Here is a 24,997-nt window from a genome sequence, read left to right as displayed (position 1 = left end):
ACCCATGGCGGAGAAGTGGTCCCTCGGTCGCGCCCTGCGCGGCATGTTCGTGAAAGAGACGATCGACGAGAACACCTGGGACGACCTCGAGGCGGCGCTCATCACGGCGGACTTCGGCCCCGATATCACGGAGCGGATCGTCGAGGATCTCCGCGACAAGGTGGACCGCTACGGGACGACCGACCCGAAGGACCTCAAGCGGATGCTCGTCGAGAGCCTCGAGGAGCGCTTCGAGAGGTTCGACACGACCCTGAAGCTCACCGAGCGCCCGGCCGTCGTGCTCGTCGTCGGGATCAACGGCGTGGGCAAGACGACGACGATCGGCAAGTTCGCGCACTTCCTCGGCCGGTACGGCCGGTCCATCGTCGTGGGCGCTGCCGACACCTTTCGCGCGGCCGCCGTGGAGCAGCTGGCGACGTGGGCCGAGCGGGGCGGCGCCGCGATCGTGCGTCCCGAGCGGGAGGGGCAGGATCCGGCCTCGGTCGCGTTCCAGACGATCGAGTACGCCCAGCGCACCGGCACGGAGATCGTGCTCGTCGACACGGCCGGCCGCCTGCACACGAAGGCCGGCCTGATGGACGAGCTGACGAAGGTGCGCCGCGTCATCGAGAAGCAGGCCCCCATCAGCGAGGTGCTGCTCGTCCTCGACGCGACGACGGGACAAAACGGCGTCCTGCAGGCCGAGGCGTTCCTCGAGCACGCCGGCGTGACGGGCCTCGTCATCAGCAAGCTCGACGGATCCGCGAAGGGCGGATTCGTCCTGGCGGTGCAGGAGCGCACGGGCATTCCCGTGAAGCTGCTGGGCGAGGGCGAGGGCATCGGGGACCTCACCGGCTTCGCGCCCCACGCATTCGCCGCGCAACTCGTCGGTTAGCGGCGGCCCCCGCCCACGAGCGCCCCCTCTCGTGGTTGAGTAGGGGCATGGCGATCGAACACGACTACTTCGGGCTGCTCGAGTCGGGCCCTGACGGGGCGATTTTCTGGTCGGAGAACGTCGACCTCGGGGACATGCGCGTGACGGTCGACCTGACGGCGCCCGACCAGGACGACGTCACGCTCGACGCGCTCGACGCGGCGGCCTCGCTCGTCACGGCGCTCGACGAGATCGATCGCCGCGCGCGCGACGCGATGCTCGCGGAGGTCGACAACCGGGCGAGCGACGTCACGGAGTTCATCCTCATGATGACCGACCGCTACGGTGACGAGATCGAGGACATCCTCGTCGACGTGTCGGGCGACGCCCCCGTCGACATCATCCGCTCGCTTGAGCTCATGAGCATGACGATCCTCGCCGACGAGCACGGGGGATCCGACCCGTTCGCGGTGCTCGAGTACGCGCTGGATCCCGACGAGACGGACGACGTTCTCCTCGTGAACTTCGCGAGCGACGGCACGGTGCAGTCGGTCACGAGCGCCGACTGAGCGCCGCTACACGGAGGCCGCGATCAGCGCACGCGTGAACGCGTCGCGCGGGTGCGCGTAGACCTCCTCGACGTCGCCCTCCTCGACGACGCGGCCGCTTTGCAGGACCGCGACGCGGTCGGCGACGCGCCGTACGACGGCCAGGTCGTGCGAGATGAAGACGATCCCGACGCCCTCCGCGCGCGCGAGGTCGACGAGCAGGTCGAGGATGCCGGCCTGCGTCGTGACATCGAGCGCGGACACCGGCTCGTCGCAGACGAGCACGCGGGGGCGCGCCGCGAGAGCCCGGGCGATCGCGACGCGCTGGCGCTGGCCGCCGGACAGCTGGGCGGGTCGCCGGGCGAGGACGGCGGCGGGGAGCCCCACGCGCGCGAGCAGCCGTTCCGGCGTCTCCGCCCCCTCCCGCCGCGCGGAGGAGAGGATCCGTCCCACGCGGAGGCGCGGGTCGAACGAGCCCAGCGGATCCTGCGGCACGAGCCGCAAGGGCTCAGCGATCCGCCGCACGCGCCCCCCGTCGGGGCGCTCGGCGCCGATCAGCACGCGCGCGAGGGTCGACTTGCCCGAGCCGGATTCCCCGACGAGGCCGACGACCTCGCCCGAGTGGAGGTCGAGGTCGACCCCGTCGAGCGCCGCGACCGGCCCGTAGCGCCGGCGGAGGGCGCTGCCGGACAGGACGATCCCGCCGCGCGGCCGCGCCGCGCCGCGGGGCGCAGGCTTCGGCCCGCGCGGCACGGCCGCGACGAGCGCGGCCGTCGCGGGGCGCCGCGGCGCGCCGAGCACGGTCGCCGTCGGGCCGGCCTCGACGATGCGCCCGTCGTCGATGACGGCGACGCGGTCGGCGAAGCGCTCGGCCTGGCGCATGTCGTGCGTGATGAGGAGGATCCCGGCGCCGGCGGCCCGCTGGGCGTCGAGGAGCTCGAGGACCCGCGCGGCCGTCGTGGCATCGAGCGCCGTCGTCGGCTCGTCCGCGATGATGAGGCGCGCGCCGCCGACGACGGCGGACGCGATCAACGCGCGCTGGCGCATCCCTCCCGAGAGCTCGCCGGAGCGGCGCCGGGCGATCGCCCGCGGGTCCGCGAGCCCCGCGTCGGAGAGGGCCCGCTCGACGCGGGGCCCGCGCGCCCGCCGCGGGACGCCCGCGGCGGCAAGCGTTTCGCCGACCTCCGCTCCGATCGTGCGGAGCGGGTCGAGCGACTGGAGCGCGTCCTGCAGGACGAGCGCGACGCGCGATCCGCGGATCCGCCGCCAGTGGCGGGCGTTCGCGCGGCGGAGGTCGGATCCGTCGATCTGGAGGCGCTCGGCGTCCACCCGCGCGCCGGGCTCGGACTGCGTGAGCCCCAGCAGGGTGCGCGCGAGCACCGACTTTCCCGCGCCCGACGCGCCCACGAGCGCGACGATCTCCCCGGCGGCGACGTCGAGGTCGACCCCGTCGAGCACGCTCCCGGCCCCGGCGAGCCGCACGCTGAGGCCGCGCACGCTGGCGAGCGCGCTCACGCGCGGCCCCCCGTCGTGAGGGCGCGCCCGAGGACGGTCAGGGCGGTCGCGGCGCACACGATCGCGAGCCCGGGGAAGAGCGTCATCCACCAGGCGGTGCCGATGTAGGGGCGTCCCGCGTTCAGCATCGCGCCCCACTCGGGGCTCGGAGGTGCCTGGCCGAGCCCAAGGAAGCTGAGCGCCGCGACCCAGACGATCGCCTGGCCGACGCCCAGCGTGATCATGGCCACGAGGGGGCCCAGCGTATTGGGGAGCACGTGGCGCCCGAACCTCCGCGGCGCGGAGAGTCCTTCGTGCCGCGCGTACGCGACGTACTCGCTCTGCGCCACCACGCGCACGCGGGCCCGGACGATGCGGGCGTATCCGGGCGCGGTGGCCAGGCCGATCGCGAGGACGGAGCTGCCGGTACCGGCGCCGAGCACGGCGACGAAGAGGAGGGCGATCACGAGGGTGGGGAGCGCGTAGAGGACCTCGACGACGCGGGTGAGCGCGCGGTCGATCGCCCCGGGGCCGAGCCCGGAGGCGAAGCCGATCGCGGCGCCGAGGCCGACGCCGAGCGCCGTCGCGGCCAGGCCGATCCCGACGGACGCGCGGGCGCCGTGCACGACGCGCGTGAACACGTCGCGCCCAGACTCGTCGGTGCCGAACGGGTGCGACGCGTCGGGTGGCCCGAAGCCCTGGGTCGGGGCGATCGCGAGCGGATCCCCGGGCGCCACGAGGCCCGGCCAGACCGCGGCGACGGCCACGACCGCCGTGACGAGGGCCGCGATGATCCCCGCCGCCGGGGGACGCGCGCGCGTCACTGGCCGACCCCCGCCGCGACCTCGGGCGTCGGGGCGTGGCGGCCGCCGAGGCGCGGATCCAGCCAGGCCTCGGCGAGGTCCGTCACGGTCACGACGACGACGTACACGAGCGCCACGACGATCACCGTCCCGATCACGACCGGCACGTCGCGCTGTAGCGCCGCCTCCTGCAGGAGGCGTCCGAGGCCGGGCCGGGCGAAGAGCACCTCGACGACGACCGCGCCCGACAGGAGGCTGCCGAGCGCCCAGCCCGACAGGGCGAGGCCGGGCAGCGCGGCGTGCCGCAGCGTGTGGGCGAGCAGAACGCGCGCCTCGCCCGCGCCGCGGGCGCGCGCGCTCGTCGCGAACGGCGCCGCGTCGGCGTCCGCGAGGGCGTCGCTCGTGACCTGCGCGAGGAACCCCGCGATCGGGACGGCCAGCGTCACGACCGGGAGGACGAGCGCGGCGGCGCCACCGCCCGCGCTCGTCGCCGGAAGCCACCCGAGCGAGGTGGCGAAGACCATGATGAGGACCGCGCCGAGCCAGAACTGCGGCGTGACGGCGGCGATCACCTCGAGCCCGCTGAGCGCCGCCTGGGCGGCGCGCCCGGCGGGTCCGCGGGAGAACGCCCGGACGAAGGATCCGGCGAGGGTGAGGATCCATGCGAGGGTGAACGAGAGCGCGGCGAGCACGAGCGTGGGCCCGAGGTTCTCGAGAATGAGGTCGGCCACGGGGACGCGGCGCGCGTACGAGTCGCCGAGGTTCAGGGTGGCGACGTCGCGCAGCTGCATCAGGTACTGCGTCCAGAGCGGCTCGTCGAGGCCGTAGCGTTCGGTCGCCGCCCGCACGGCGTCCGGGCCCGCCTGCGATCCCGGCCCGCCGAGGATCGCCTCGAGCGGATCGCCCGTCGCGCGCAGAGCGAAGAACACGACGGTGGCGACGACCCACACGACGAGCAGGGCGGATCCGACGCGCCCCGCCACGACGCCGGCGATCCGACGCGGCGCGGTCATTCGGTCAGGCGCGCGTTGACGAACGTGGGCGTCGAGATCGTGTGGATCGTGCCGACGCCCTCGACGCCGCGCGTGAGGAAGTGGTTCTGCTGGTCGTACAGCGGGAGCACGGTGTGGCTGTCGAGGATGATGCGCTGCGCCGCCGTGTACAGCTCGGCGCGCTCGTCGGGGGCCGTCGTCGCCATCGCCTCGTCGAGCAGCGCGTCGAGGTCGGGGTTGGACAGCTGGGCGTGGTTCGCGAAGTACCCGGACGGGGTCGGCGTGATCCCGTCGGAGTGATACAGGATCCGGAGCACGTCGGGCCCGACGGTCGTGTACGGCGCCGACACGGCGTCGTAGGCGTTCTCGGCGAGCGCGCCGTACCACGCGGACAGGTCCACCGGATCGAGCTCGACGTCGAATCCGACGGCGCGCGCGTTCGCCTGGATCTGCTCGAACAGCGACTGCTCGGCGGGGGTGGACTGGTTCGTCGAGACGGGGAAACGCACGACCAGGCGCTCGCCGTCCCGGGTGCGGATGCCGCCCTCGTCGGCGCGCACCCAGCCCGCCTCGTCGAGGAGCTCGGCGGCCCGTTCCGGGTCCGTCGGGAAGGCGTCCGGATCCGACAGCGCGAGCGGCTCCGCGCTCGAGAGCACGGCGTACGAGCGCGAGGTCGTCCCCGCGAAGAGGGTCTCAATGCCGGGGGAGGGGTCCGCGACGAGCAGGAACGCCTCGCGTACCCGGTCGTCGTCGAACGGCGCCTGCGAGGCGTTCAGCTCGATGCGGTTCGACGCCGCGGGGCGCGGCTGGTCGATGTGTCCGAAGCCCTGGGCCTCGGCCGCGGCGATGTCGGTCGGCAGGGGGTTGTCGATGACGTGCACCTCGCCGGAGGCGAGAGCGGCCTGGCGCGTGGCGGCGTCGGGCACGAACCGCCATTCGATCCCGTCGAGGTGCGCCGCGCCCTCGTGATCCGCCTCGGGATTAGTCGCGACGTAGTCGTCGTTGCGCGCGAGCGTGACCGACTGCTGCGGGGTCCAGCTCTCCACGACGAAGGGGCCGGTGCCGATGGGCGCCTGGCAGTTCGCCTCCATCCCGCGCGCGATCCCGGCCGGAGACTCCATGGCCGCCCACTGCTGGCTGAGGACCTCGAGCATGGCCGACTTCGGCGTCGACAGGTGCAGGCGGACGTGTGTGGCGTCGACGACCTCCACGCGCTCGACCTGCTCCACCGCGAGGTATCCCGTGGACGACCCGGTGTCCGGATCCTGCAGGTGCGCGATGTTCGCGGCGACCGCGTCGGCGTCGAAGGGCGTCCCGTCGGTGAACGAGATGTCGTCGCGCAGGGTGATGTCCCAGGTGAGGCCGTCGTCCGACGGCTCGCCCGACTCCGCGAGCCACGGGACGATCGCGCCGTCGGCGTCGCGGCCGAACAGCGGCTCGAGGAACTGGGTGGACAGCAGCCCCTGGGGGTAGTTGCCGCCGACATGCGGATCGAGGCACGTCGGCTCCGCGTCGCCGGTCGCGTAGACGAGCGTCCCCCCGTCGATCGCCTCCGGGGCGTCGGAGGACGGATCCGCGGCGCAGGCGCTGACGGCGAGCGCGGCCAGGGCCACGAGGGCCGCGGACAGGGGGCGGAGGGGAGGGCGCATGGAAACTCTCTGGCGATGTCGGACGCGGTCCAAGAAATGAACCGCGTCCGATCCTATCCCCGCCGGGCGCGCTCTCAGACCGCCTGCGCGAAGTCGGCCGACGCGTCGTCCGCGATGTGCGCGAGGTGGGGTGGGATCTCCCGCCCCTTCCGGCGCATCGAGCGCGCCCAGAGGCGCCCGGCCCGATAGGACGATCGCACCAGGGGGCCGGCGAGGACGCCGAGGAAGCCGAGGCGCTCCGCCGTCTCGCGGAGCTCGACGAACTGCTCCGGGTGGATCCAGCGGTCCACCGGCAGGTGGCGTGGCGACGGCCGGAGGTACTGGGTGAGCGTGAGGATGTCGCAGCCGGCGTCGCGGAGGTCGCGCATCGCGGGCTCGATCTCGTCGTCCCGCTCGCCCATCCCGAGGATCAGGTTCGACTTCGTGATGAGCCCCGCCTCGTGTCCCTGACGGACCACGCCCAGCGAGCGCTCGTACGCGAACGCGGGCCGGATCCGCCGGAACACGCGGGGCACGGTCTCGACGTTGTGGGCGAAGACCTCGGGGCGCGCCGCGAAGATCTCGCCGAGGTGGTCGGGGTTCCCGCCGTGGTCGTTGGCGAGCAGCTCGACGCCCGTGGTGGGGTTGCGCTCGTGGATCTGGCGCACGGTCTCGGCGTTCAGCCACGCGCCCGTGTCGGCCAGGTCGTCGCGGGCCACGGAGGTGACGGTCGCGTATCGCAGGCCCATGCGGGACACGGACTCGGCGACGCGGCGCGGCTCGTCGGTGTCGTAGGCGGCGGGCCGGCCGGTGTCGATCTGGCAGAAGTCGCACCGCCGGGTGCACTGCGATCCGCCGATGAGGAAGGTCGCCTCCTTGTCCTCCCAACACTCGAAGATGTTGGGGCATCCCGCCTCCTGGCAGACAGTGTGCAGGTCCTCGCCCTTCACCAGCTCCTGGAGCCCCCGATACTCGGGCCCCTGGCGCACACGGGTCTTGATCCACGGCGGCTTCTTCTCGATCGGCGTCTGCGCGTTGCGCACCTCGAGCCGGAGGAGGCGCCGGCCCTCGGGCGCGGCGCTCATGCGCCCACCCCCGCGAGCTCGGCCGCGACGGCGTCCGCGGCGGCCGACGCGAGGCGCTCGGGCCACAGCTCTCGGCCCGTCTCCCGCGCGATCGTCGTGACCCCGGCGTCCGCGATCCCGCACGGCACGATCTCGGCGAACGGCGCGAGGGCGTTCGTGCAGTTGAGCGCGAACCCGTGGAGCGTGACGCCGCGCTCGACGCGGACGCCGATCGCGGCGATCTTGGCGGGCCGGTCGGCTCCGTCGACCCAGACCCCTGTACGGCCCGGGATCCGTCGTCCCGCGATGCCGAGGTCGCCGACGAGTGCGAGGAGGGCGCGCTCGAGCCGGCGGACGTGACTGACGACCTCGCGGGGACCGCCGACGCGCACGATGGGATACCCGACGAGCTGACCCGGTCCGTGCCAGGTAATCCGACCGCCGCGGTCGACCTCGACGACGGGCGTGGCGGTCTCCCGCGGGCGATCGGCCGGCTCCGTGCGCGATCCGGCGGTGAAGACCGCCTCGTGCTCCAGCAGAACGAGCGTGTCGTCCCGGATCCCCGACACGACGTCGGCGTGGATCCGACGCTGGAGATCCCACCCGTCCCGGTAGTCGACTGCCCGCGGGGCGAACCCCGCCTCGATGATCTCCACGATGCGCCTCCCTCAATTGTTGGACGGCATCCAACAATAGGGCACGCGGGCCCCGCGGCGCGCCATAGGCTAGGGGCATGAAGAGCGCACCCACCGGCCGACCGGGGCGCCCGCGCGCCATCTCGCGCGGCATGCTGGCGGAGGCGGCGTGCGAGCTCTTCCTCGAGCGCGGTTACGACGCCACCACGGTGGGCGACATCGCGTCCCGCGCGGGCATCGGTCGATCGAGCTTTTTCAACTACGCCGCCGGCAAGGCCGAGCTCGTGTGGGGAGCGCTCGACGAGCGCATCGCCGGCGTCGAGGCCGCCGTGGATCGCGGCGAGACGGTCTCCGAGGCGCTCCGGGGCCTGTCCGACGACTTCCATCCCGACCAGCTGGCCCTCGTCCTCGCGCAGGCCGACGCGATGCGGATGGCGGACCACGTCGACCTTGAGTCGGCCGTGCGCGGGTGCCGCATTGCGCGGGCCGTGGCGCGGGCGCTACGCGCCGCGGGGGAGGACTCCCTCGGGGCCGAGGTGCGCGGCGGGGCGTACGGTGCGGCGGTCCTTGCCGCCCTGCGGGAGTGGGCGCACGACGGCGCGGGCACCTCGGCGTTCGCCACGCACCTCGCGCGTGCGACGGCCTACGTGCCGACGCGGTAAAATCGGGGCATCATGGCTACTTTCGGCAACCTCTCTGAGCGCCTCACCGAGACCTTCAAGAACCTTCGCACGAAGGGCAAGCTGTCGGCGGCCGACGTCGACGGCACCGTGCGGGAGATCCGGCGCGCGCTCCTCGACGCCGACGTGGCGCTGCCCGTGGTCAAGGCCTTCACGGCCCGGGTGCGCGAACGCGCCCTGGGCGATGAGGTCAACCGGGCGCTGAACCCCGCCCAGCAGGTCGTGCAGATCGTCAACGAGGAGCTCGTCGAGATCCTCGGCGGTCAGCAGCGGCCGCTGCAGTTCGCGAAGACCGCGCCCACGGTCATCATGCTCGCGGGCCTGCAGGGATCGGGTAAGACGACCTTCGCGGGGAAGCTCGCGCGTCGCCTCCAGCGCGACGGCCACACGCCGCTTCTCGTCGCGGCGGACCTGCAGCGCCCGAACGCCGTGAACCAGCTCCAGGTCGTCGGCGAGCGCGCGGGCGCCGTCGTCTTCGCGCCGGAGCCCGGAAACGGCGTCGGAGACGCCGTGAAGGTGTCGAAGGCGGGCGTCGAGTACGCGCGGCAGAAGCAGCACGACGTCGTCATCATTGACACGGCGGGCCGCCTCGGCGTGGACGAGGCGCTCATGAAGGAGGCGGCGCAGGTCCGCCGCGCCACGCAGCCCGACGAGGTGCTGTTCGTGATCGACGCGATGATCGGTCAGGACGCGGTCGCCACGGCGAAGGCCTTCCAGGAGGGCGTCGACTTCACCGGCGTCGTCCTCTCGAAGCTCGACGGCGACGCGCGCGGTGGCGCCGCGCTGTCGGTCGCCTCGCTGACGGAGCGCCCCATCATCTTCGCCTCGACGGGAGAGGGGCTCGACGACCTCGAGGAGTTCCACCCGGACCGCATGGCGAGCCGGATCCTCGACCTCGGCGACATCCTCACGCTCATTGAGCAGGCGCAGCAGGCCTTCGACGAGGAGGAGGCGCGAAAGGTCGCCGAGAAGCTCGCGACCGAGGCCTTCACGCTCGACGACTTCCTCGAGCAGATGCAGCAGCTCAAGAAAATGGGGTCGATGAAGAAGATGCTCGGCATGCTGCCGGGCATGGGCGGCCAGATGAAGCAGCAGCTGCAGGACTTCGACGACAGCGAGATCGGCCGCACGGAGGCGATCATTCGGTCGATGACGCCCGGCGAGCGCCACAACACGAAGGTGCTCAACGGCTCGCGTCGCGCCCGCATCGCGCGCGGATCCGGCGTCACGGTAACCGAGGTGAACCAGCTCGTCAACCGCTTCGAGCAGGCGGCGAAGATGATGAAGAAGGTCGCGCGGGGCGAGAGCGCGGGCATCCCCGGCATGGGCGCGATGCCCGGCCAGAAGCCCGGCGCGTCGACGAAGCGCCAGAAGAAGGGCAAGAAGCGCTACCAGGCGCCGCAGTCCGGCAACCCGGCCAAGCGCGCCGTGGAGCCGGCGCCCGCCGCGGCGCCCACGGGATCGGGCTTCGGCCTGGGCGCCCCCCAGGGCGCGCCGAGCGAGTCGGAGCTGGCGGAGATCCAGAAGCTCTTCGGGAAGAACTAACGACGCGCACGACAGCGGGGCGGGGCCATCAGGCCCCGCCCCGCTGTCGTTCTCGGCTCGACTACTTCACGTCGTCGTCGACCCAGTCCATCGACTTCGTGACGGCCTTGCGCCACAGGCGGACCTGCCGCTCGCGCTCGTCCTCGGCCATCGCGGGCTCCCAGCGCGAGTCCTCCTGCCAGTTGTCCTGGACCTCCTCGAGGCTCGACCAGAAGCCGACCGCGAGGCCGGCCGCGTACGCTGCTCCGAGGGCCGTGGTCTCGGCCACGACGGGACGCACAACCGGCACGCCGATGACGTCCGCCTGGAACTGCATCAGGGTGTCGTTCGCCACCATGCCGCCGTCGACGCGGAGCTCGCTGAGCTCGACGCCCGCGTCCGCGTTCACCGCGTCGAGGACGTCCCGCGTCTGGAAGGCGACGGCCTCGAGCGCGGCGCGCGCGATGTGGTGCTTGTTGGCGTACCGCGTCAGCCCCACGATCGCGCCGCGCGCGTCGGGGCGCCAGTACGGCGCGTACAGGCCCGAGAACGCGGGCACGAAGTACACGCCCCCGTTGTCCTCGGTGCCGCGGGCGAGTTCCTCGACCTCGGGCGCCGACGAGATGATCCCCAGCTGGTCGCGGAGCCACTGGATGAGGGATCCCGTCACGGCGATGGATCCCTCGAGCGCGTACTGCGCGGGCTGGTCGCCGAGCTTGTAGCCGACGGTCGTGAGCAGCCCGTTCTCCGAGCGCACGATCTCGTCGCCCGTGTTGAAGATGAGGAAGTTGCCCGTGCCGTAGGTGTTCTTGCTCTCACCCTTCGCGAACGCCGCCTGGCCGAACGTGGCCGCCTGCTGGTCGCCGAGGATGCCCGCGATGGGCGTCTCGCGCAGCAGCGAGGAGTCCTCGGCGTAGCCGTACACCTCGGAGGACGAGCGAATCTCCGGCATCATCGAGCGCGGCACGCCGAAGTCCGCGAGGATGTCGTCGCGCCACTCGAGCGTCTCGAGGTCCATGAACAGCGTGCGCGAGGCGTTGGTGACGTCCGTGACGTGCACGCCCCCGTCGGTGCCGCCTGTCAGGTTCCAGAGCACCCACGTGTCGGTCGTGCCGAACAGGAGGTCGCCCGCCTCGGCGCGCTCACGGGCGCCGTCGACGTTGTCGAGGATCCAGGCGATCTTCGTGCCGGCGAAGTAGGTGGCCAGCGGCAGGCCCACGATCGAGGCGTATCGGTCCACGCCCTCGTCGCCCGCGAGGCGGTCGACGATCGCCTGCGTGCGCGTGTCCTGCCACACGATCGCGTGGTACACGGGCTCGCCCGTGCGGCGGTCCCACACGACCGCGGTCTCGCGCTGGTTCGTGATGCCTACGGCCTCGATGTGGTGGCGCGTGAGGTCCGCGCGGCTGAGGGCGAGGCCGATGACTTCCTGCACGTTGCGCCAGATCTCGACGGCGTCGTGCTCGACCCAGCCCGGCCGCGGGAAGATCTGCTCGTGCTCCTTCTGGCCGACCGAGACGATCGACCCCTTCTTGTCGAAAACGATGGCTCGGCTCGAGGTCGTGCCCTGGTCGATGGCGAGGATGTAGTCGCCCATAGTTTCTCCTTTGAACGCGGTTGGTGACGGTATCAGGCGGCGAGGCCCAGCAGAAGCGGGGCCGCGAGGGCGGCGAGGGCGCCGCCGGCGAGCGGACCCACGACGGGGATCCAGGCGTAGCCCCAGTCGCTCGACCCCTTGCCGGCGATGGGGAGGAGGGCGTGCGCGATGCGCGGGCCCAGGTCGCGCGCCGGGTTGATGGCGTATCCCGTGGGCCCGCCCAGCGACGCGCCGATGCCGACGACGAGGAGGGCGACGGGCAGGCCGGTGAGTGGCCCGAGGCCTCCCGGGACGCCGACGGAGATGTCGCCATAGTCCGCGAACGCGAAGATCACGAACACGAGGACGAAGGTCGCGATGATCTCGGTCACGAGGTTGAAGCCCGCGCCGCGAATGGCGGGACCCGTTGAGAAGACGCCGAGCTTGTTCGCGGCGTCCGGCTCCGCGTCGAAGTGCTTCTTATAGGAGACCCAGCACAGCACGGCTCCGACGATACCGCCGAGCACCTCGGCGACGGTCGCGAGCGCGAACATCCACGGCGTGATCGTTCCCGCGATCATGAGCCCGAGGCCGACGGCGGGGTTCAGGACCGCGCCCGAGTATGCGGAGACGAGGAATCCGGCGAACACGCCGAGCCCCCATCCCCAGTTGATCATGAGGGTGCCTCCCGCGAAGCCCTTCGTCTGCGCGAGCACGACGTTGGCGACGACCCCGCATCCGAGGAGGACGAGCATCGCCGTCCCGACGAATTCGGAGAGGAAGTACAGCCCGGGATCCAGTTCTGTCATGTGTCTTCTTTGACCTTCCGGGCACGCCAGACGTCGGCGCGCCGATGGGGATGGGTGAAACGCCGCCGTTCGCGCCCCCGCGGGGGCGCCGCGCCGCGGCCGCGCGCGTCTTAGGCGCTGACGCGACCGCGGCCGTCGCGCTGCGCGACGTGCTGATGCACCTCGTCGACCTCGGCGTCGCGCGTGAGCGCGTCCCAGCCGAGGAGGTCGGCGAGGGCGCCGGCGATGCCCGTCAGCGCGTCGTCCGAGGCGTGACCCGTGAACGCGAGGCTGGTGCGGCGGAGCACGACGTCCGTGAGGTGGACCACGTGCTCCTCGCGGACCATCCACTCGAGCTCGCGGGTCGAGATGTCGCCATCCGCGAGCGGGGCGTCCTCGCCCTCCGAGACGAAGCCCCAGACATCGGCCGCGCGCGTGCCGTAGCGCGCGAGCAGGCGCGCGGCGCGGTCGCCGGCGCCGGGCAGGTGGCGCTCCACCCACGCGTCGCGTTCGGCGTCCGTCGTCGGGAACTCGCGCCCGCCGCCGATCGGCACCTCCGTCGTGTCGACGCCGCGCTCGCGCCCGAGCAGCCCGAGCACGCGCGTCGCGAGCGTCTCGCCGAGGGCGCGGAAGGTCGTCCACTTTCCGCCGACCAGGCTGAGGAACGGCACCGCGCCGGAATCGTCGACCTCAACGCGGTAGTCGCGCGAGACGAAGCCGGGCGCCGTGTCCTCGTGACGGGGCAGGGGGCGGATCCCGGAGAAGCGATACACGATCTGCGAACGCTCGACGGCGATCGTCGGGAAGACGTGGCGGATGAGGTCGAAGAAGTAGTCGACCTCCTCCTCCGTGCACACGGCGGGCTCGGCCGGATCCGCATCGATGTCGGTTGTGCCGACGAGGACGCGCCCCTTCAGCGGGTAAATCAGGACGATGCGGCCGTCGGAGTGCTCGAAGAAGATCTCGCGCCCGCGCGTCGCGGCGAGCAGCTCGGGGTGGTCGAGCACGATGTGCGAGCCCTTCGTCCCGCCCATATAGCGGGTGGGCGTGCCGAACGCCTCGTTCGTGAGGTCGGTCCAGGGGCCGGAGGCGTTGACGACGACGTCCGCCTCGATGTCGAAGGTCGTCCCGGTCTCGCGGTCGCGCACCGTGACGCCGCGGGGCGTCCGGCCGACGGCCTCGACGTAGTTCAGCGCGCGGGCGCCGTCGTGGGCGCGCACGCCGTCGAGCAGGACGTCGAGCGCGAGGCGCTCGGGGTCGTGCATGGAGGCGTCGAAGTAGGTCGCCGTGTAGGCGATCTTGTCGTCGAGCCGGGGGAGCTCCGACAGGGCACGCTCGCGCCGCAGGAAGCGGTGTCGGGGCACGCTCCCGCCGTCGCGCGAGAAGGTGTCGTAGATCATGAGGCCGAGCTTGATGAGCGCGGCGCCGCGCTCCTGCGGCTTGCCCGAGCGGTGCGTGAGGAAGCGCAGCGGCGCGGACAGGATTCCGGAGAAGGTCGAGTAGATCGGGATGGTCGTCTCGAGCGGCTTGACGAAGTGCGGCGCGAGCTTCAGGAGGCGATTGCGCTCCTGAACCGACTCCTTGACGAGGCGGAACTCGCCGTTCTCGAGATAGCGGATCCCGCCGTGCACCATGTGGCTCGACGCCGACGAGGCCCCCGAGGCGAAGTCGCCGCGCTCCACGAGGACGACGTCCACGCCCTGCAGTGCCAGGTCGCGGAAGGTGGAGATCCCGTTGATGCCGCCGCCGACGACGACGACGGAGGCTCGCCCGGCCTCGCGCACGGCGCGGACGGAGGGGCGTTCGGGGGACGAAGCGACGCGTGACATGACACAACCTTTCCAGCGGGTTCCTCTAGCCTGATCTTCCAGAGAACGAACGAGCAACTCGGCTGCACATATGTGCACTTCGGGGTGTCGCGTGCCGGGAGGGGCCGCTCATGACGAATAATCCGTCGCCGTCGCGCACCGAGCAGGCGCTCACGGCCGCCCAGCTGTACTACCTGCAGGACCGCACGATGGAGGCGATCGCGCGGGAGATGCGCGTGTCGCGGTCCTCGGTCTCGCGGCTGCTCGCGCACGCCCGAGAGACCGGCATCGTGGACATCCGCATCGCCTCGCCGCTCGCGCTCGACGGTCACCTCGAGCAGCGCCTGCACGATCGTTTCGGCGCCGCCGCGCACGTCGTGCCGGTCCCGCGGGGCGTGAGCGAGGCGGACCGCCTCGAGCGCGTATCGATGACCTCGGCCCGCGTGCTGTCACAGTTCGTCGAATCGAACATGATCGTCGGGGTCGCGTGGGGGTCGACCCTCAGCGTCGTGAGCAGACACCTCCCGCTCAAGCCGACCCGCGGAACGACGATCGTGCAGCTCAACGGGGCCGGGAACACGCACTCGACCGGTGTGGAGTACTCGAGCGAGATCCTTGAGAGGTTCGGCGCGGCGTTTGCTGCGACCGTGCAGCGGTTCCCCGTGCCCGCGTTTTTCGACGACCCCGCGACGCGCGACGCGATGTGGCGCGAGCGCATGACGCGGCGCGTGCTCAACATGCAGGCGCGCATGGACGTGGTGGTCTTCAGCGTCGGCTCGCCCGCCGCCGACGTCCCGAGCCACGTCTACGTCGGCGGCTACCTCGAGCGCTCGGACTATCGCAGCCTCGCGGAGGACAGGGCGGTCGGCGACATCGCTACCGTGTTCTATCGCGCCGACGGATCCTGGCGCGACATCGTCCTCAACGCGCGCGCGACGGGGCCGGAGCTCGACCGGCTCGCCCGGGTACCCCGGCGCGTCTGCGTCGCCGCGGGAGAGCACAAGCTCCCGAGCCTGCGCGCCGCCCTCGGCGCGGGTTACGTCACGGACGTCGTGCTGGACGAGGACCTCGCGACGCGCCTCCTCGAGACCTAAGGCCTGTCTTCCCCGCCCTAGTCGTTCTCCGAGCGGCCGAGGCGCCAATAGCCCATGAAGGCGACGGCGCGGCGATCGACGCCGACGGTGCGCACGAGATGGCGGCGGATCTCCTTCACCGCGCTCGCCTCGCCCGCCACCCAGGCGTAGAGCGGGGCGCTCTTGAGCGCGGCCCCGCCCTTGGCCGTGCGGGGGACCTCCCAGAGGAGGTCGGCGTCGACGTCGATCTCCTCGACGTCGGCGCCGCGGCCGTCGGGGCAGAGCTCGCTGGCGTGCGCCGCGACCGCGTCGAGGAGGTGGCTATGCCGCGCGCCGGGGGCCCGGCCCGCGGCGGCCACGCGGAACCCCGGGTGCGGCGGCAGGTACGCGACGTCGCGGTCGTCGGGCACCTCGAGCACGACGACGCCCGTCGCGTCCCGCGGCAACTGCTCGAGGATCGCGGCGATCGCAGGGGCGGCCGTCTCGTCGCCGACGAGGAGGATGTTCTCCGTCCGGGCCGGCGGCACGAAGTCGATCCCGAGGCTCACGCCCGTGTGGTGGACCGTCGGCGCGAGGACGAGGAGCTCGTCGCCCGGCTGCGCCCTGTCGATCCACGCCGAGGCGGGTCCGTCGACCTCGTGCGCGACCATGTCGATGTCGACCTCGCGCGCCTCGGGGCGGACGGCGCGGGTCGTGTAGGTCCGGAACGGGGGGCGAGCGGCGGGCGGCAGCTCCCGCCACGCGGTGTACCAGTCGTCGTGCGTGGGCATCGCGTCGATCGCGAGGGCGGGGGTCGGGAAGACGACCTTCACGCGCTGGTCGTAGCCCGGATCCCCGTACGCGTCGAGGTCGTCGCCGGTCAGTGTGATGCGCCGAAAGCTCGGCGTCAGGGCCTCGACGCGTGCGACCCGCGTGCGGAAGAAGCGCATCGGGCGGGTGTCGGTGACGGTGGTGGTGCTCATGCGGTGGCTCCTGAGGGATCGGCGGCGCGTACGTGGTGGCGGCCGCGGGGGAGGACGAGGGGCGTGCCCGAGACGGGATCCTCGATGACCTGCGCGTCGAGAGAGAACACGTCGCGGATGAGGTTTGCGTCGACGATGTCCGCCGGCGCGCCGCTGGCGAGGATTCGGCCCGCGCGCATCGCGAACAGGTGGTCGGCGTAGCGGGCCGCGAGGTTGATGTCGTGCAGCACCATGACGATCGTGGTCCCGCGCTCGCGGTTGAGGTCGGTGAGGAGGTCGAGGACCTCGACCTGGTGGGTGAGGTCGAGGAAGGTCGTGGGTTCGTCGAGCAGGAGGAGGTCCGTCTCCTGCGCGAGGGCCATGGCGATCCACACCCGCTGCCGCTGCCCCCCGGAGAGCTCGTCGACCGAGCGGTCGGCGAGGTGGGCGATGCCGGTCGACTCGAGCGCGGCGGTCACGGCGCGTTCGTCCTCGCCGGACCAGGTGCGAAACAGCTTCTGATGGGGGTGCCGTCCGCGGCCCACGAGGTCGGCGACCGCGATCCCCTCGGGCGCGATGGGCTGCTGCGGGAGCAGGCCGAGAGACTGCGCGAGCTGCTTGGTGGGAATCGAATCGATCTGCGCGCCATCGAGGAGCACGCGACCCTCGCGGGCGGGGAGCAGCCGCGCGAGCGCCTTGAGCAGGGTCGACTTGCCACACGCGTTCGCGCCGACGATGACGCTGATCTGTCCGGGCGGGAGCGACAGGTCGACGCCGTCGACGACGACGCGGCCGCCGTAGCCCGCGCGCAGGGCGTGCGCTTCCAGGCTGTGGTGCGTGGTCATGAGGAGCCTCCGAGGCGGCTGGTGCGGACGAGGAGAAACAGAAGGTAGGGCGCTCCCACGATGCCCGTGATGACGCCCACGGGGAACGAGGTGTCGAACGCGAACTGGCCGAGCAGATCGGCGGCCAGCACGAGGGCGGCGCCCACGAGCGCCGACGGGATGACGAGCGATCCGCTCGCGCCGACGATGCGCCGCGCGATCGGGCCCGCGAGGAACGCGACGAAGGCGATGGGGCCGGTCGTGGCCGTCGCGAAGCACGCGAGCGCGACCGCGACGATGACAAGGCCGATGCGCGCACGATCGACGCGCACGCCGAGCGCGATTGCGGAGGCGTCGCCGAGCTCGAGCGCGGACAGGTCGCGCGCCAGGAGCGCGGCGACAGGGACGAGAACCACCACCGCGACCGCGAGCGGCCAGACGTCCTCCATGCGCGAGCCGTTGAGGCTTCCCGTGAGCCACCGCATCGCCACGGCCACGTCCCATTCGGCCGCCTTCTGGATGACGAAGGAGACGACGGCGTCGAGCATCGCGCCCACCCCGATCCCGATGAGGATGAGGCGACCTCCCGTCGATTCGCCCCCGCGCGCCGCGAGCGCGATGACCGCCGCGGTGGCCACGCCGAACACGAGCGCGAGGATCATCGCGGCGCCCGTCGAGAGGTGCAGGACCACGAGGGCGACGATGGCCGCCACGCTCGCGCCCGAGGTAATGCCGATGACGTCGGGGCTCGCGAGGGGGTTGCGCAGGAGCGTCTGGAAGGTGGATCCGGCCACGCCAAAGGCGAGGCCCGCGAGCAGGCCCGTGAGAGCGCGGGGGAGTCTCAGACTGCCGACGGTGAAGCTCGCGCCGGGCACCTGCTCGCCGCGGAGAACCGCCCACACGTCCGAGATCGGGTAGAGCGTTTGGCCGAGCAGCAGCATGGCGACGACGAGAGCGGCGACGACGACGGCGAGGATCGCGATCCCGGCGAGGCGCCGGCGGTGACGCCGCCGGCGCCCGGCGAGCAGCGCCTCGCGCGGCGAACTCATCACGACGGCGGCCATCACAGCGCCCGCATCCGGGTGCGTCGCGCGATGACGACGAGGACGGGCGCGCCGAGGAACGCCGTGACAATGCCGGCCTCGACCTCTCCCGGAGCGCCCAGGACGCGCCCGATCGTGTCGGCGAGGGTGAGGAGCACGGCGCCGCCGACCGCGGAGAGCGGGAGTATCCAGCGTTGGTCGGGGCCGGACAGGAGGCGGACGGCGTGGGGCACCATGAGCCCCACGAAGGCGATGGGGCCCGCGAGCGCCGTCACGGCGCCGCACAGCGCGACGCCGGCCGCCGCCGCGATCAGGCGCGTGCGCCCGACGCTCACGCCGAGGCCGGACGCGACCTCGTCGCCGAGCGCGAGCGCGTTGAGCGCGGGGGTGGCGGCGACGCCGGCGACGGCGGCGATCGCCAGGAGCGGGGCGACCGTCCCGAGCGTGTCCCACTCGGCGCCGCCGACGCCGCCCACCTGCCAGTAGCGGAATTCGTTCATGGCCTGAGCGCGGGGCAGGAGCACGGCGCTGACGAGCGAGGACAGCGCGGCGGTCGTCGCGGCGCCGGCGAGCGCGAGCTTGATCGGCGTGGCGCCGCCGGCCCCGACCGATCCGACCGCGTACACGAAGACGGCCGCGAGCGCGGCCCCGGCGAGCGCGAGGCCGAGGTACTCGAAGACGCTGGAGATGCCGAGAAACGCGATGCCGCAGACGACGAACAGCGCGGCGCCCGTGTTGACGCCGAGGATCCCGGGGTCCGCGACGGGGTTGCGCGTGATCGCCTGCATGAGCGCCCCGGACATCGCGAGCGCGGCGCCCGCGACGAGCGCGAGGACCGTGCGGGGGATCCGCTCGAAGACCGCGATCGCGCCGATCTCGCCCGGAACCTCCCCCCGGAGGAAGGATCCGAGCCCATCCGCGACCTCCGACAACGTCACGGACCGCGAGCCAAACGCGAGCGACGCGGCGATCGCCAGGGTCACCGCGAGGATCGAGGCCCCGACGAGCAGGGAGCGCCGCCGCGCGGCCGCCCGAGGGGCGGCCGCGCGGCGGGATGGGGCGATGCGGGTCACTCGGAGGCCGCGACAGCCTCGTCGAGCATCGCGACGTAGTCGTCCAGCACCCACGGGATCGACAGGACGGAGGGCGACACGGCGCTGGAGGTCGCGTTCCCGTCGCCGACCACGACGACGGCGCCGTTCTGGACGGCGGGCACCGTGCTCCACAGCTCGTCGCTCTGCAACGCGTCGAGGAGGGCGTCGTCGCCGTAGGTCACGATGACGTCGACATCGTCGAGCTGGTCCGCGTTCTCCGCGCTGATGTCGGCGTAGAACGCGCCGTCCTCGCCCGCGGCGACCGCGATCTCCGGGAAGTCGAAACCGAGGTCCCCGAGGAACGCGGTCCGCGAGTCGCCCTCGGCGTAGACCGACACGGTCGAGAGGTCCGCGGCGGACATGTAGAAGAAGGCCGCGGTCTTGCCGGCGAAGTCCGAGTCGGCCGTGGCGTCGGCGATCTGCTGGTCGACGTCGGCGACGAGCTGCTCGCCCTCCTCCGCCATGCCGAGCGCGGCGGCGTCGAGGGTGGCTGCGTCGCGCCACGGCGTGTACCAGGGGATGTCGGGGTACGCCACGGTCGGCGCGATCTCCGTCAGGGTGGCGTAGTCCTCCTCCGTGAGGCCGGACTGCGCGGCGAGGATGACGTCGGGTGCCGAGTCCGCGATCGCCTCGAAGTCGATGCCGTCGGTCGTGTCGAAGATGACGGGCTCGTCGGCGCCCAGCTCGGCGTACGCGTCGAGCGACCACTCGTAGAGGCCGAGGCCGTCGCTGCCGTCGGCCGACCAGGTCTGGTCGTCGACGCCGACCGGCGCCACGCCGAGGGCGAGCGCGACGTCGTGGTTGCCCCAGCCGATCGCCGCGACGCGCTCCGGCGTCCCCTCGATCGTCGTCTCGCCGAGCGCGTGCTCGATCACGATCGCGTCGCCGGGCGCGTCCGCCGGCGCGGCCGCGTCATCGGAGCCCGAGGCGCACGACGCGAGAACTAGGCCCGTCGTCGCGAGAGCCGCGGTGGCGAGAAGGGGGCGTACGGACATGGCATGCCTTTCGACAGGGGGTCGGCCGGGGATTCGACCGAGGAAAGGCTTACCTAAATCAACCGGAATTGCAACTCGAGGGCCGCGACGCGCGGTGCTCCAGGTTCGCGCTCTCCGACAGGATCTGGCAGAATAGATCGCTGGAGCGCGCGCTCGACCCTCTATCCGGCGTCGCGATCCACCCTTTGAGCTTCCGCCAGCGTGCATCACCCCACGCGCAGGGCGACTGGTTCGTTCATCTCTGTCAACACCACAGGAGAATCGTGGCTGTCAAGATCCGTCTCAAGCGCCTGGGCAAGATCCGTGCCCCTTACTACCGCATCGTCGTCGCCGACTCGCGCACTAAGCGCGACGGTCGCGTGATCGAGGAGATCGGCAAGTACCACCCGACCGAGGAGCCCTCGTTCATCGAGGTTGACTCGGAGCGCGCGCAGTACTGGCTGTCCGTCGGCGCGCAGCCGACCGACCAGGTCCGCGCCATTCTGAAGATCACCGGCGACTGGGGCACGTTCCAGGGCGACAAGGACGCCGTGAGCACGCTCCGCGTCGCCGACGAGAAGAAGGCCTACGAGGCCGACTCCTCGAAGAAGTCCGTCGTCAAGCCCGTCGCGAAGAAGGCCGCCCCGGCCGACGAGGCGCCCGCCGAGGCGTCGGACGCGGCAGCGGAGTAATCCCTCGTGCTTTCCGCCGCGCTCGAACACGTCGTCAAGGGAATCGTCGACCACCCGGATGAGGTCCGGATCGACGAGTCCACCGGTCCCCGCGGGGACGTGCTGGAAGTGCACGTCGCCGAGGGTGACCGCGGGCGCGTGATCGGGCGCGGCGGACGCACGGCGAAGGCCCTGCGGACCGTGGTGTCCGCGCTGGCCAACGGGCGACGCGTGCGCGTCGACGTGGCTGACGACTGATGTCCGCCGCACCCCAGACCCCTCGAAATCAGCTCCGCGTCGGCCGCATCCTCAAAGCGCACGGCCTCAAGGGCGCGCTCAAGCTCGAGCTGTACACGGACGACCCCGACGGGCGTTTCCGCGCCGGCGCGTCGTTCACGCTGCAGGTGCCGGAACACTCGAAGTGGCACCGCGAGACGATCACGGTGCGCGAGTTCCGCTGGATGAACCAGAGCCCCGTGGTGTTCTTCGAAGGCATTGACGACCGCACGGAGGCCGAGAGCCTCGTGCGCGCGATCCTGTGGGTAGACCACGACGAGACCGCCGTCCAGCCCGAGGACGACGCCTGGTATGACCACCAGCTCGTCGGCCTCGACGCCGTGCGCGACGGCGAGGTCGTCGGCCGCGTCGCTCGCGTGGACCACTTCCCGTCGCAGGACCTCCTCATCGTCGAGGTGGGCGAGCGCGAGGTCATGGTCCCCTTCGTGTCGGCGATCGTTCCGGAGGTGGACCTTGCCGCGGGCCGCGTCGTGATGACCCCGCCCGCAGGACTGTTCGAGGATGTCGCCGAGGAGGACTGACCGCGCGGCGGATCCGTCCGCGCGCGGGCTTCCGCTGTGGGCCGCGGCGCTGGCGGCCGCGGCCGGTGGATTCGCCCTCGATCTGTCCTTCCCCTCCGCAGGGATCTGGCCGCTCGCGTTCGTCGCGGTGGCGCTGTCGCTGGCGTCCCTCATCGGCCGCACCTATGGATCCGCGATCCTCGTCGGCGCCCTCTTCGGCGCGACCTTCTACTTCCCCCACATCGACTGGGCGGCCCACTTCCTGGGCGACAACCCCCTCGCCTGGGTGCCGTGGGCGGCCCTCGCGGGCATCGAAACGCTGTTCATGGCGCTCGGTGCCCTGGCCATCGCGGCGGCGTACCGCTGGCTCCCGCGTGTCACCTCTCCCGGCCCGTTACGACACATCTTGACAGCGCTCCTCGTCGCAGGGGTATGGACGGCGCGCGAGATTGTCATGGGCTCGTGGCCCTACGGGGGCTTTCCCTGGGGCCGTATCGGGATGAGTCAGTCCGAGAGCCCCCTCGCCCCCGTCGCGTCGTGGGTCTCTGTCTCGGGCCTGTCCTTCCTCATCGTCCTGCTTGCCGCCGCCCTCGTGGAAGCCGTGCGCGTCGCCTTGCGGCACGGCCCGCGCGCGCCGCGCTCCTGGAGCGCGCTCGCGATCCCCGCGCTCGCCGGCGTCGCCCTGGCGCTCGTCCCCGCGTTTCCGACGACCGCCGCGGGAGAGATGTCGATCGCGGCCGTGCAGGGGAACGGCCCCGCCGCGTACCTCGACGCGCGCGGCCCCTACGACGTCCTCGACGCGCAGATCGCGGCGACGGCGCCGGTCGCGGGGCAGGACGTCGACCTCGTCGTCTGGCCCGAGGGCGGTGTCGACGCGGATCCGCTCAGGGACCCCGCGGCCGCGGCCCAGCTCGACGCACAGGTAGCGGCGCTCGACGCGCCGCTCCTCATGAACGCGGCGATTGACGACGGCGACCTCGTGTACAACCGATCGCTGCTGTGGACGGCCGATGGCCCCGCGGCGGACCACTCCAAGAGGTACCCCGTGCCGTTCGGCGAGTATGTTCCCCAGCGCGAGCTCTACGAGCGCCTGGCCCCGTCGCTCGTCGGGATGATCGGCCGCGAATACACGCCGGGCACCGACGCGCCGAACATGGTGGTCGACGGCGTGGGGATCGGCCTGGCCATCTGCTTCGACGTCCTGTTCGATGACCTCGTGTTCGAGAGCATCGACGGGGGAGCCCAGGTGCTCGCATTTCAGACGAACAATGCCGACTTCCGCGGGACGGACGAGAATCTCCAGCAGCTCGCGGTCGCGCGCATGCGCGCCATCGAGACCGGGCGGAGCGTCGTGAACGTCTCGACGGTCGGCACGAGCCAGGTCATCGCCCCCGACGGCACGACGGTCGTCTCCCTGGCGGCGGACGAGGCGGGCGCGATCGTCGCGGACGTGGAGCTGCGCGACGGCACCACGCCCGCCGTGGCCGCGGGCGGTGGGATCCGCGCCGCGCTGACGTGGTTCCCGATCGCGGGGCTCGCGATCGCGGGCGCGCTCGCCGATCGGCTGCGCCGCTTGGGTGCCGCGGCGCGGCCGGGGGCGTAGCCTGTGGGCATGGCCGACAGCTACTGGTACAACCTCAAGACCGGTGAGGTCGAGTATGGCCCGCAGTCGCCGGGCGCGGATCGGGCGGGGCCCTTCGACACAGCGGAGGAGGCCGGGCGCGCGCCCGAGATCCTCCGCGAGCGCTCGCGCGCGTGGGACGACGACGACGCGCGCGAAGCCGAGTGGCGCGAAGGCGGTGCCTGACGGCGTGTTCCCTGCGCCCCAGCCACTAGGCTGAGGGCCATGGACAAGCAGCAGGATTTCGTGCTCCGCACGATCGAGGAACGTGGCGTCAAGTTCGTCCGACTGTGGTTCACGGACGTCATCGGGACGCTGAAGTCTGTGGCGATCGCCCCCGCCGAGGTCGAGGGCGCCTTCAGCGAGGGCATCGGGTTCGACGGATCCGCCATCGAGGGCCTCACGCGTATTCACGAGAGCGACCTGCTCGCTCATCCGGACCCCACGACCTTCCAGCTGCTGCCGTGGCGCGGCGACGTGGATCCGACGGCGCGGATGTTCTGCGACCTGACGACCCCCGACGGTCAGCCCGGCGTGTCCGACCCGCGCTACGTGCTCAAGCGCGCCATGTCGAAGGCGGCCGACGCCGGGTTCACGTTCTACACCCACCCCGAGATGGAGTTCTATCTCTTCCAGCCCGGGCGGCGTGGCGAGACCCCGGTCCCCGTGGATTCGGCCGGCTACTTCGACAACGTGCCCGGCGGGACGGCCCACGACTTCCGCCGGCGCGCCGTGCGGATGCTCGAGGACCTCGGCATCTCTGTCGAGTTCAGCCACCACGAGGGCGGCCCGGGCCAGAACGAGATTGACCTGCGCTACGCCGACGGGCTGACGATGGCCGACAACATCATGACCTTCCGCACGGTGATCAAGGAGGTCGCGATCGAGCAGGGCGTGCACGCGTCGTTCATGCCCAAGCCGCTCGCGGGACAGCCGGGCAGCGGCATGCACACCCACATGTCCCTGTTCGAGGGCGACCGCAATGCCTTCTACGAGGAGAGCAACCCGCATCAGCTGTCGGCCGTGGGCCGGCACTTCATCGCGGGACTGCTGCGGCACTCCGAGGAGATGTCCCTCGTGCTGAACCAGTTTGTGAACTCGTACAAGCGCGTGTGGGGCGGCGACGAGGCGCCGAGCTATATCGCGTGGGGGCACAACAACCGTTCGGCGCTCATCCGCGTGCCCATGTACAAGCCGGGCAAGAGCCAGTCGGCGCGCATCGAGCACCGCGGCATCGACTCCGCCGCGAACCCCTACCTCGCGTACGCGCTGCTCCTGGCCGCGGGCCTGAAGGGCATCGAGAACGAGTACGAGCTCCCGGCCGAGGCCGAGGAGAACATCTGGGCGCTGAGCGAGGCGGAGCGCCGCGCGCTCGGCTACCGCCCGCTGCCGTCGAGCCTCGACCACGCCATCGCGCGGATGGAGGATAGCGAGCTCGTTGCCGAGACGCTCGGCGAGCAGGTGTTCCGCTACGTCCTCGACAACAAGCGTCGCGAGTTCGAGCAGTACCGCGCCCAGGTGACCTCGCTCGAACTGGCGAACACGCTCGACATCATCTGACGGATC

The 24,997-nt window shown here is 72.0% G+C and carries 25 protein-coding genes; 11 read left to right on the top strand and 14 right to left on the bottom strand.

Annotation, left to right across the window (positions count from 1 at the left end):
* The first annotated feature begins 4 nt into the window (after nt 1–4).
* Together ftsY and G8E01_RS08500 are read left to right on the top strand one after the other, a co-directional pair.
* A complete protein-coding gene (gene ftsY / locus G8E01_RS08505; RefSeq protein WP_166318484.1) occupies nt 5–874 on the top strand; it encodes a signal recognition particle-docking protein FtsY in 870 nt (289 codons plus the stop codon).
* A 47-nt stretch (nt 875–921) separates the two neighbouring features.
* Entirely contained in the window at nt 922–1,422 is a 501-nt protein-coding gene (locus tag G8E01_RS08500; RefSeq protein ID WP_205827255.1) for a DUF2004 domain-containing protein, read from the top strand.
* A 6-nt stretch (nt 1,423–1,428) separates the two neighbouring features.
* Here G8E01_RS08500 and G8E01_RS08495 read toward each other — a convergent pair whose 3' ends face one another.
* The 6 genes from G8E01_RS08495 to lipB all read right to left on the bottom strand — a co-directional run bounded on the left by G8E01_RS08495 (nt 1,429) and on the right by lipB (nt 8,041).
* On the bottom strand, nt 1,429–2,916 hold the full coding sequence (locus G8E01_RS08495; RefSeq protein WP_166318478.1) for an ATP-binding cassette domain-containing protein: 1,488 nt from the start codon (nt 2,914–2,916) through the stop codon (nt 1,429–1,431).
* Nucleotides 2,913–3,719, bottom strand: coding sequence for an ABC transporter permease subunit (locus G8E01_RS08490; protein ID WP_166318475.1), 807 nt, complete (start codon nt 3,717–3,719; stop codon nt 2,913–2,915). The genes G8E01_RS08495 and G8E01_RS08490 overlap by 4 nt, the downstream gene beginning before the upstream one ends.
* Nucleotides 3,716–4,711, bottom strand: coding sequence for an ABC transporter permease (locus G8E01_RS08485; RefSeq protein WP_166318472.1), 996 nt, complete (start codon nt 4,709–4,711; stop codon nt 3,716–3,718). Before G8E01_RS08485 ends, G8E01_RS08490 begins: the two co-directional genes overlap by 4 nt.
* Nucleotides 4,708–6,339: an ABC transporter substrate-binding protein gene (locus G8E01_RS08480; RefSeq protein ID WP_166318469.1), complete on the bottom strand. Its 1,632-nt coding sequence runs from the start codon at nt 6,337–6,339 to the stop codon at nt 4,708–4,710. Before G8E01_RS08480 ends, G8E01_RS08485 begins: the two co-directional genes overlap by 4 nt.
* Nucleotides 6,340–6,413: 74 nt before the next feature.
* A complete protein-coding gene (gene lipA, locus G8E01_RS08475) occupies nt 6,414–7,403 on the bottom strand; it encodes a lipoyl synthase (RefSeq protein ID WP_166318466.1) in 990 nt (329 codons plus the stop codon).
* On the bottom strand, nt 7,400–8,041 hold the full coding sequence (gene lipB / locus G8E01_RS08470; RefSeq protein ID WP_166319818.1) for a lipoyl(octanoyl) transferase LipB: 642 nt from the start codon (nt 8,039–8,041) through the stop codon (nt 7,400–7,402). Before lipB ends, lipA begins: the two co-directional genes overlap by 4 nt.
* Before the next feature lie 74 nt (nt 8,042–8,115).
* On the opposite strand from lipB, the gene G8E01_RS08465 reads away from it, so the two are divergent.
* Nucleotides 8,116–8,679 carry a TetR/AcrR family transcriptional regulator gene (locus G8E01_RS08465; RefSeq protein ID WP_166318463.1) on the top strand — a complete coding sequence of 188 codons (564 nt, stop codon included), beginning with the start codon at nt 8,116–8,118 and terminating at the stop codon, nt 8,677–8,679.
* A gap of 12 nt (nt 8,680–8,691) precedes the next feature.
* Nucleotides 8,692–10,242 (top strand): signal recognition particle protein, encoded by a 1,551-nt coding sequence (ffh, locus tag G8E01_RS08460; RefSeq protein ID WP_166318460.1) that lies wholly within the window; start codon nt 8,692–8,694, stop codon nt 10,240–10,242.
* A 61-nt stretch (nt 10,243–10,303) separates the two neighbouring features.
* On the opposite strand, the gene glpK is transcribed toward ffh, so the two are convergent.
* The 3 genes from glpK to G8E01_RS08445 form a co-directional block, all read right to left on the bottom strand.
* Nucleotides 10,304–11,818, bottom strand: a complete 1,515-nt coding sequence (gene glpK, locus G8E01_RS08455) for a glycerol kinase GlpK (protein WP_166318457.1) — start codon at nt 11,816–11,818, stop codon at nt 10,304–10,306.
* 32 nt (nt 11,819–11,850) lie between these two features.
* Entirely contained in the window at nt 11,851–12,606 is a 756-nt protein-coding gene (locus tag G8E01_RS08450) for an MIP/aquaporin family protein (protein ID WP_166318454.1), read from the bottom strand.
* A 110-nt stretch (nt 12,607–12,716) separates the two neighbouring features.
* Nucleotides 12,717–14,414, bottom strand: coding sequence for a glycerol-3-phosphate dehydrogenase/oxidase (locus G8E01_RS08445; protein WP_166318452.1), 1,698 nt, complete (start codon nt 14,412–14,414; stop codon nt 12,717–12,719).
* A 110-nt stretch (nt 14,415–14,524) separates the two neighbouring features.
* On the opposite strand from G8E01_RS08445, the gene G8E01_RS08440 reads away from it, so the two are divergent.
* Complete coding sequence (locus G8E01_RS08440; RefSeq protein WP_166318449.1) at nt 14,525–15,487, top strand: sugar-binding transcriptional regulator; 963 nt, start codon at nt 14,525–14,527, stop codon at nt 15,485–15,487.
* A gap of 17 nt (nt 15,488–15,504) precedes the next feature.
* On the opposite strand, the gene G8E01_RS08435 is transcribed toward G8E01_RS08440, so the two are convergent.
* The 5 genes from G8E01_RS08435 to G8E01_RS08415 are packed head-to-tail and all read right to left on the bottom strand — an operon-like array spanning nt 15,505 to nt 20,363.
* Nucleotides 15,505–16,428 carry a siderophore-interacting protein gene (locus G8E01_RS08435; RefSeq protein WP_240921233.1) on the bottom strand — a complete coding sequence of 308 codons (924 nt, stop codon included), beginning with the start codon at nt 16,426–16,428 and terminating at the stop codon, nt 15,505–15,507.
* The gene (locus G8E01_RS08430; RefSeq protein ID WP_166318446.1) at nt 16,425–17,252 is read right to left on the bottom strand and encodes an ABC transporter ATP-binding protein; all 828 of its coding nucleotides are present in this window, start codon (nt 17,250–17,252) and stop codon (nt 16,425–16,427) included. Before G8E01_RS08430 ends, G8E01_RS08435 begins: the two co-directional genes overlap by 4 nt.
* On the bottom strand, nt 17,249–18,295 hold the full coding sequence (locus G8E01_RS08425) for a FecCD family ABC transporter permease (RefSeq protein ID WP_166318443.1): 1,047 nt from the start codon (nt 18,293–18,295) through the stop codon (nt 17,249–17,251). Before G8E01_RS08425 ends, G8E01_RS08430 begins: the two co-directional genes overlap by 4 nt.
* Nucleotides 18,295–19,347, bottom strand: coding sequence for an iron chelate uptake ABC transporter family permease subunit (locus G8E01_RS08420; protein ID WP_166318440.1), 1,053 nt, complete (start codon nt 19,345–19,347; stop codon nt 18,295–18,297). Before G8E01_RS08420 ends, G8E01_RS08425 begins: the two co-directional genes overlap by 1 nt.
* Nucleotides 19,344–20,363, bottom strand: coding sequence for an iron-siderophore ABC transporter substrate-binding protein (locus tag G8E01_RS08415; protein WP_166318437.1), 1,020 nt, complete (start codon nt 20,361–20,363; stop codon nt 19,344–19,346). The genes G8E01_RS08420 and G8E01_RS08415 overlap by 4 nt, the downstream gene beginning before the upstream one ends.
* Before the next feature lie 263 nt (nt 20,364–20,626).
* Between G8E01_RS08415 and rpsP the strand changes: the two genes are divergently transcribed.
* The 6 genes from rpsP to G8E01_RS08385 are packed head-to-tail and all read left to right on the top strand — an operon-like array spanning nt 20,627 to nt 24,991.
* Nucleotides 20,627–21,034: a 30S ribosomal protein S16 gene (gene rpsP / locus G8E01_RS08410; protein WP_166318434.1), complete on the top strand. Its 408-nt coding sequence runs from the start codon at nt 20,627–20,629 to the stop codon at nt 21,032–21,034.
* 6 nt (nt 21,035–21,040) lie between these two features.
* The gene (locus G8E01_RS08405) at nt 21,041–21,271 is read left to right on the top strand and encodes a KH domain-containing protein (RefSeq protein ID WP_166318431.1); all 231 of its coding nucleotides are present in this window, start codon (nt 21,041–21,043) and stop codon (nt 21,269–21,271) included.
* Entirely contained in the window at nt 21,271–21,831 is a 561-nt protein-coding gene (rimM, locus tag G8E01_RS08400) for a ribosome maturation factor RimM (RefSeq protein WP_166318428.1), read from the top strand. Before G8E01_RS08405 ends, rimM begins: the two co-directional genes overlap by 1 nt.
* The gene (gene lnt / locus G8E01_RS08395; RefSeq protein WP_166318425.1) at nt 21,812–23,413 is read left to right on the top strand and encodes an apolipoprotein N-acyltransferase; all 1,602 of its coding nucleotides are present in this window, start codon (nt 21,812–21,814) and stop codon (nt 23,411–23,413) included. The genes rimM and lnt overlap by 20 nt, the downstream gene beginning before the upstream one ends.
* 9 nt (nt 23,414–23,422) lie before the next feature.
* Nucleotides 23,423–23,617, top strand: coding sequence for an SPOR domain-containing protein (locus G8E01_RS08390; RefSeq protein ID WP_166318422.1), 195 nt, complete (start codon nt 23,423–23,425; stop codon nt 23,615–23,617).
* A 39-nt stretch (nt 23,618–23,656) separates the two neighbouring features.
* On the top strand, nt 23,657–24,991 hold the full coding sequence (locus G8E01_RS08385; RefSeq protein ID WP_166318419.1) for a glutamine synthetase family protein: 1,335 nt from the start codon (nt 23,657–23,659) through the stop codon (nt 24,989–24,991).
* The last annotated feature ends 6 nt before the right edge of the window (nt 24,992–24,997 follow it).

The organism is Microbacterium excoecariae (assembly GCF_011326725.1).
Classification (GTDB): Bacteria; Actinomycetota; Actinomycetes; order Actinomycetales; family Microbacteriaceae; genus Microbacterium; species Microbacterium excoecariae.
The sequence above is the reverse complement of the archived record's forward strand: the minus strand, read 5'-3'. Positions and strand labels throughout refer to the sequence as shown.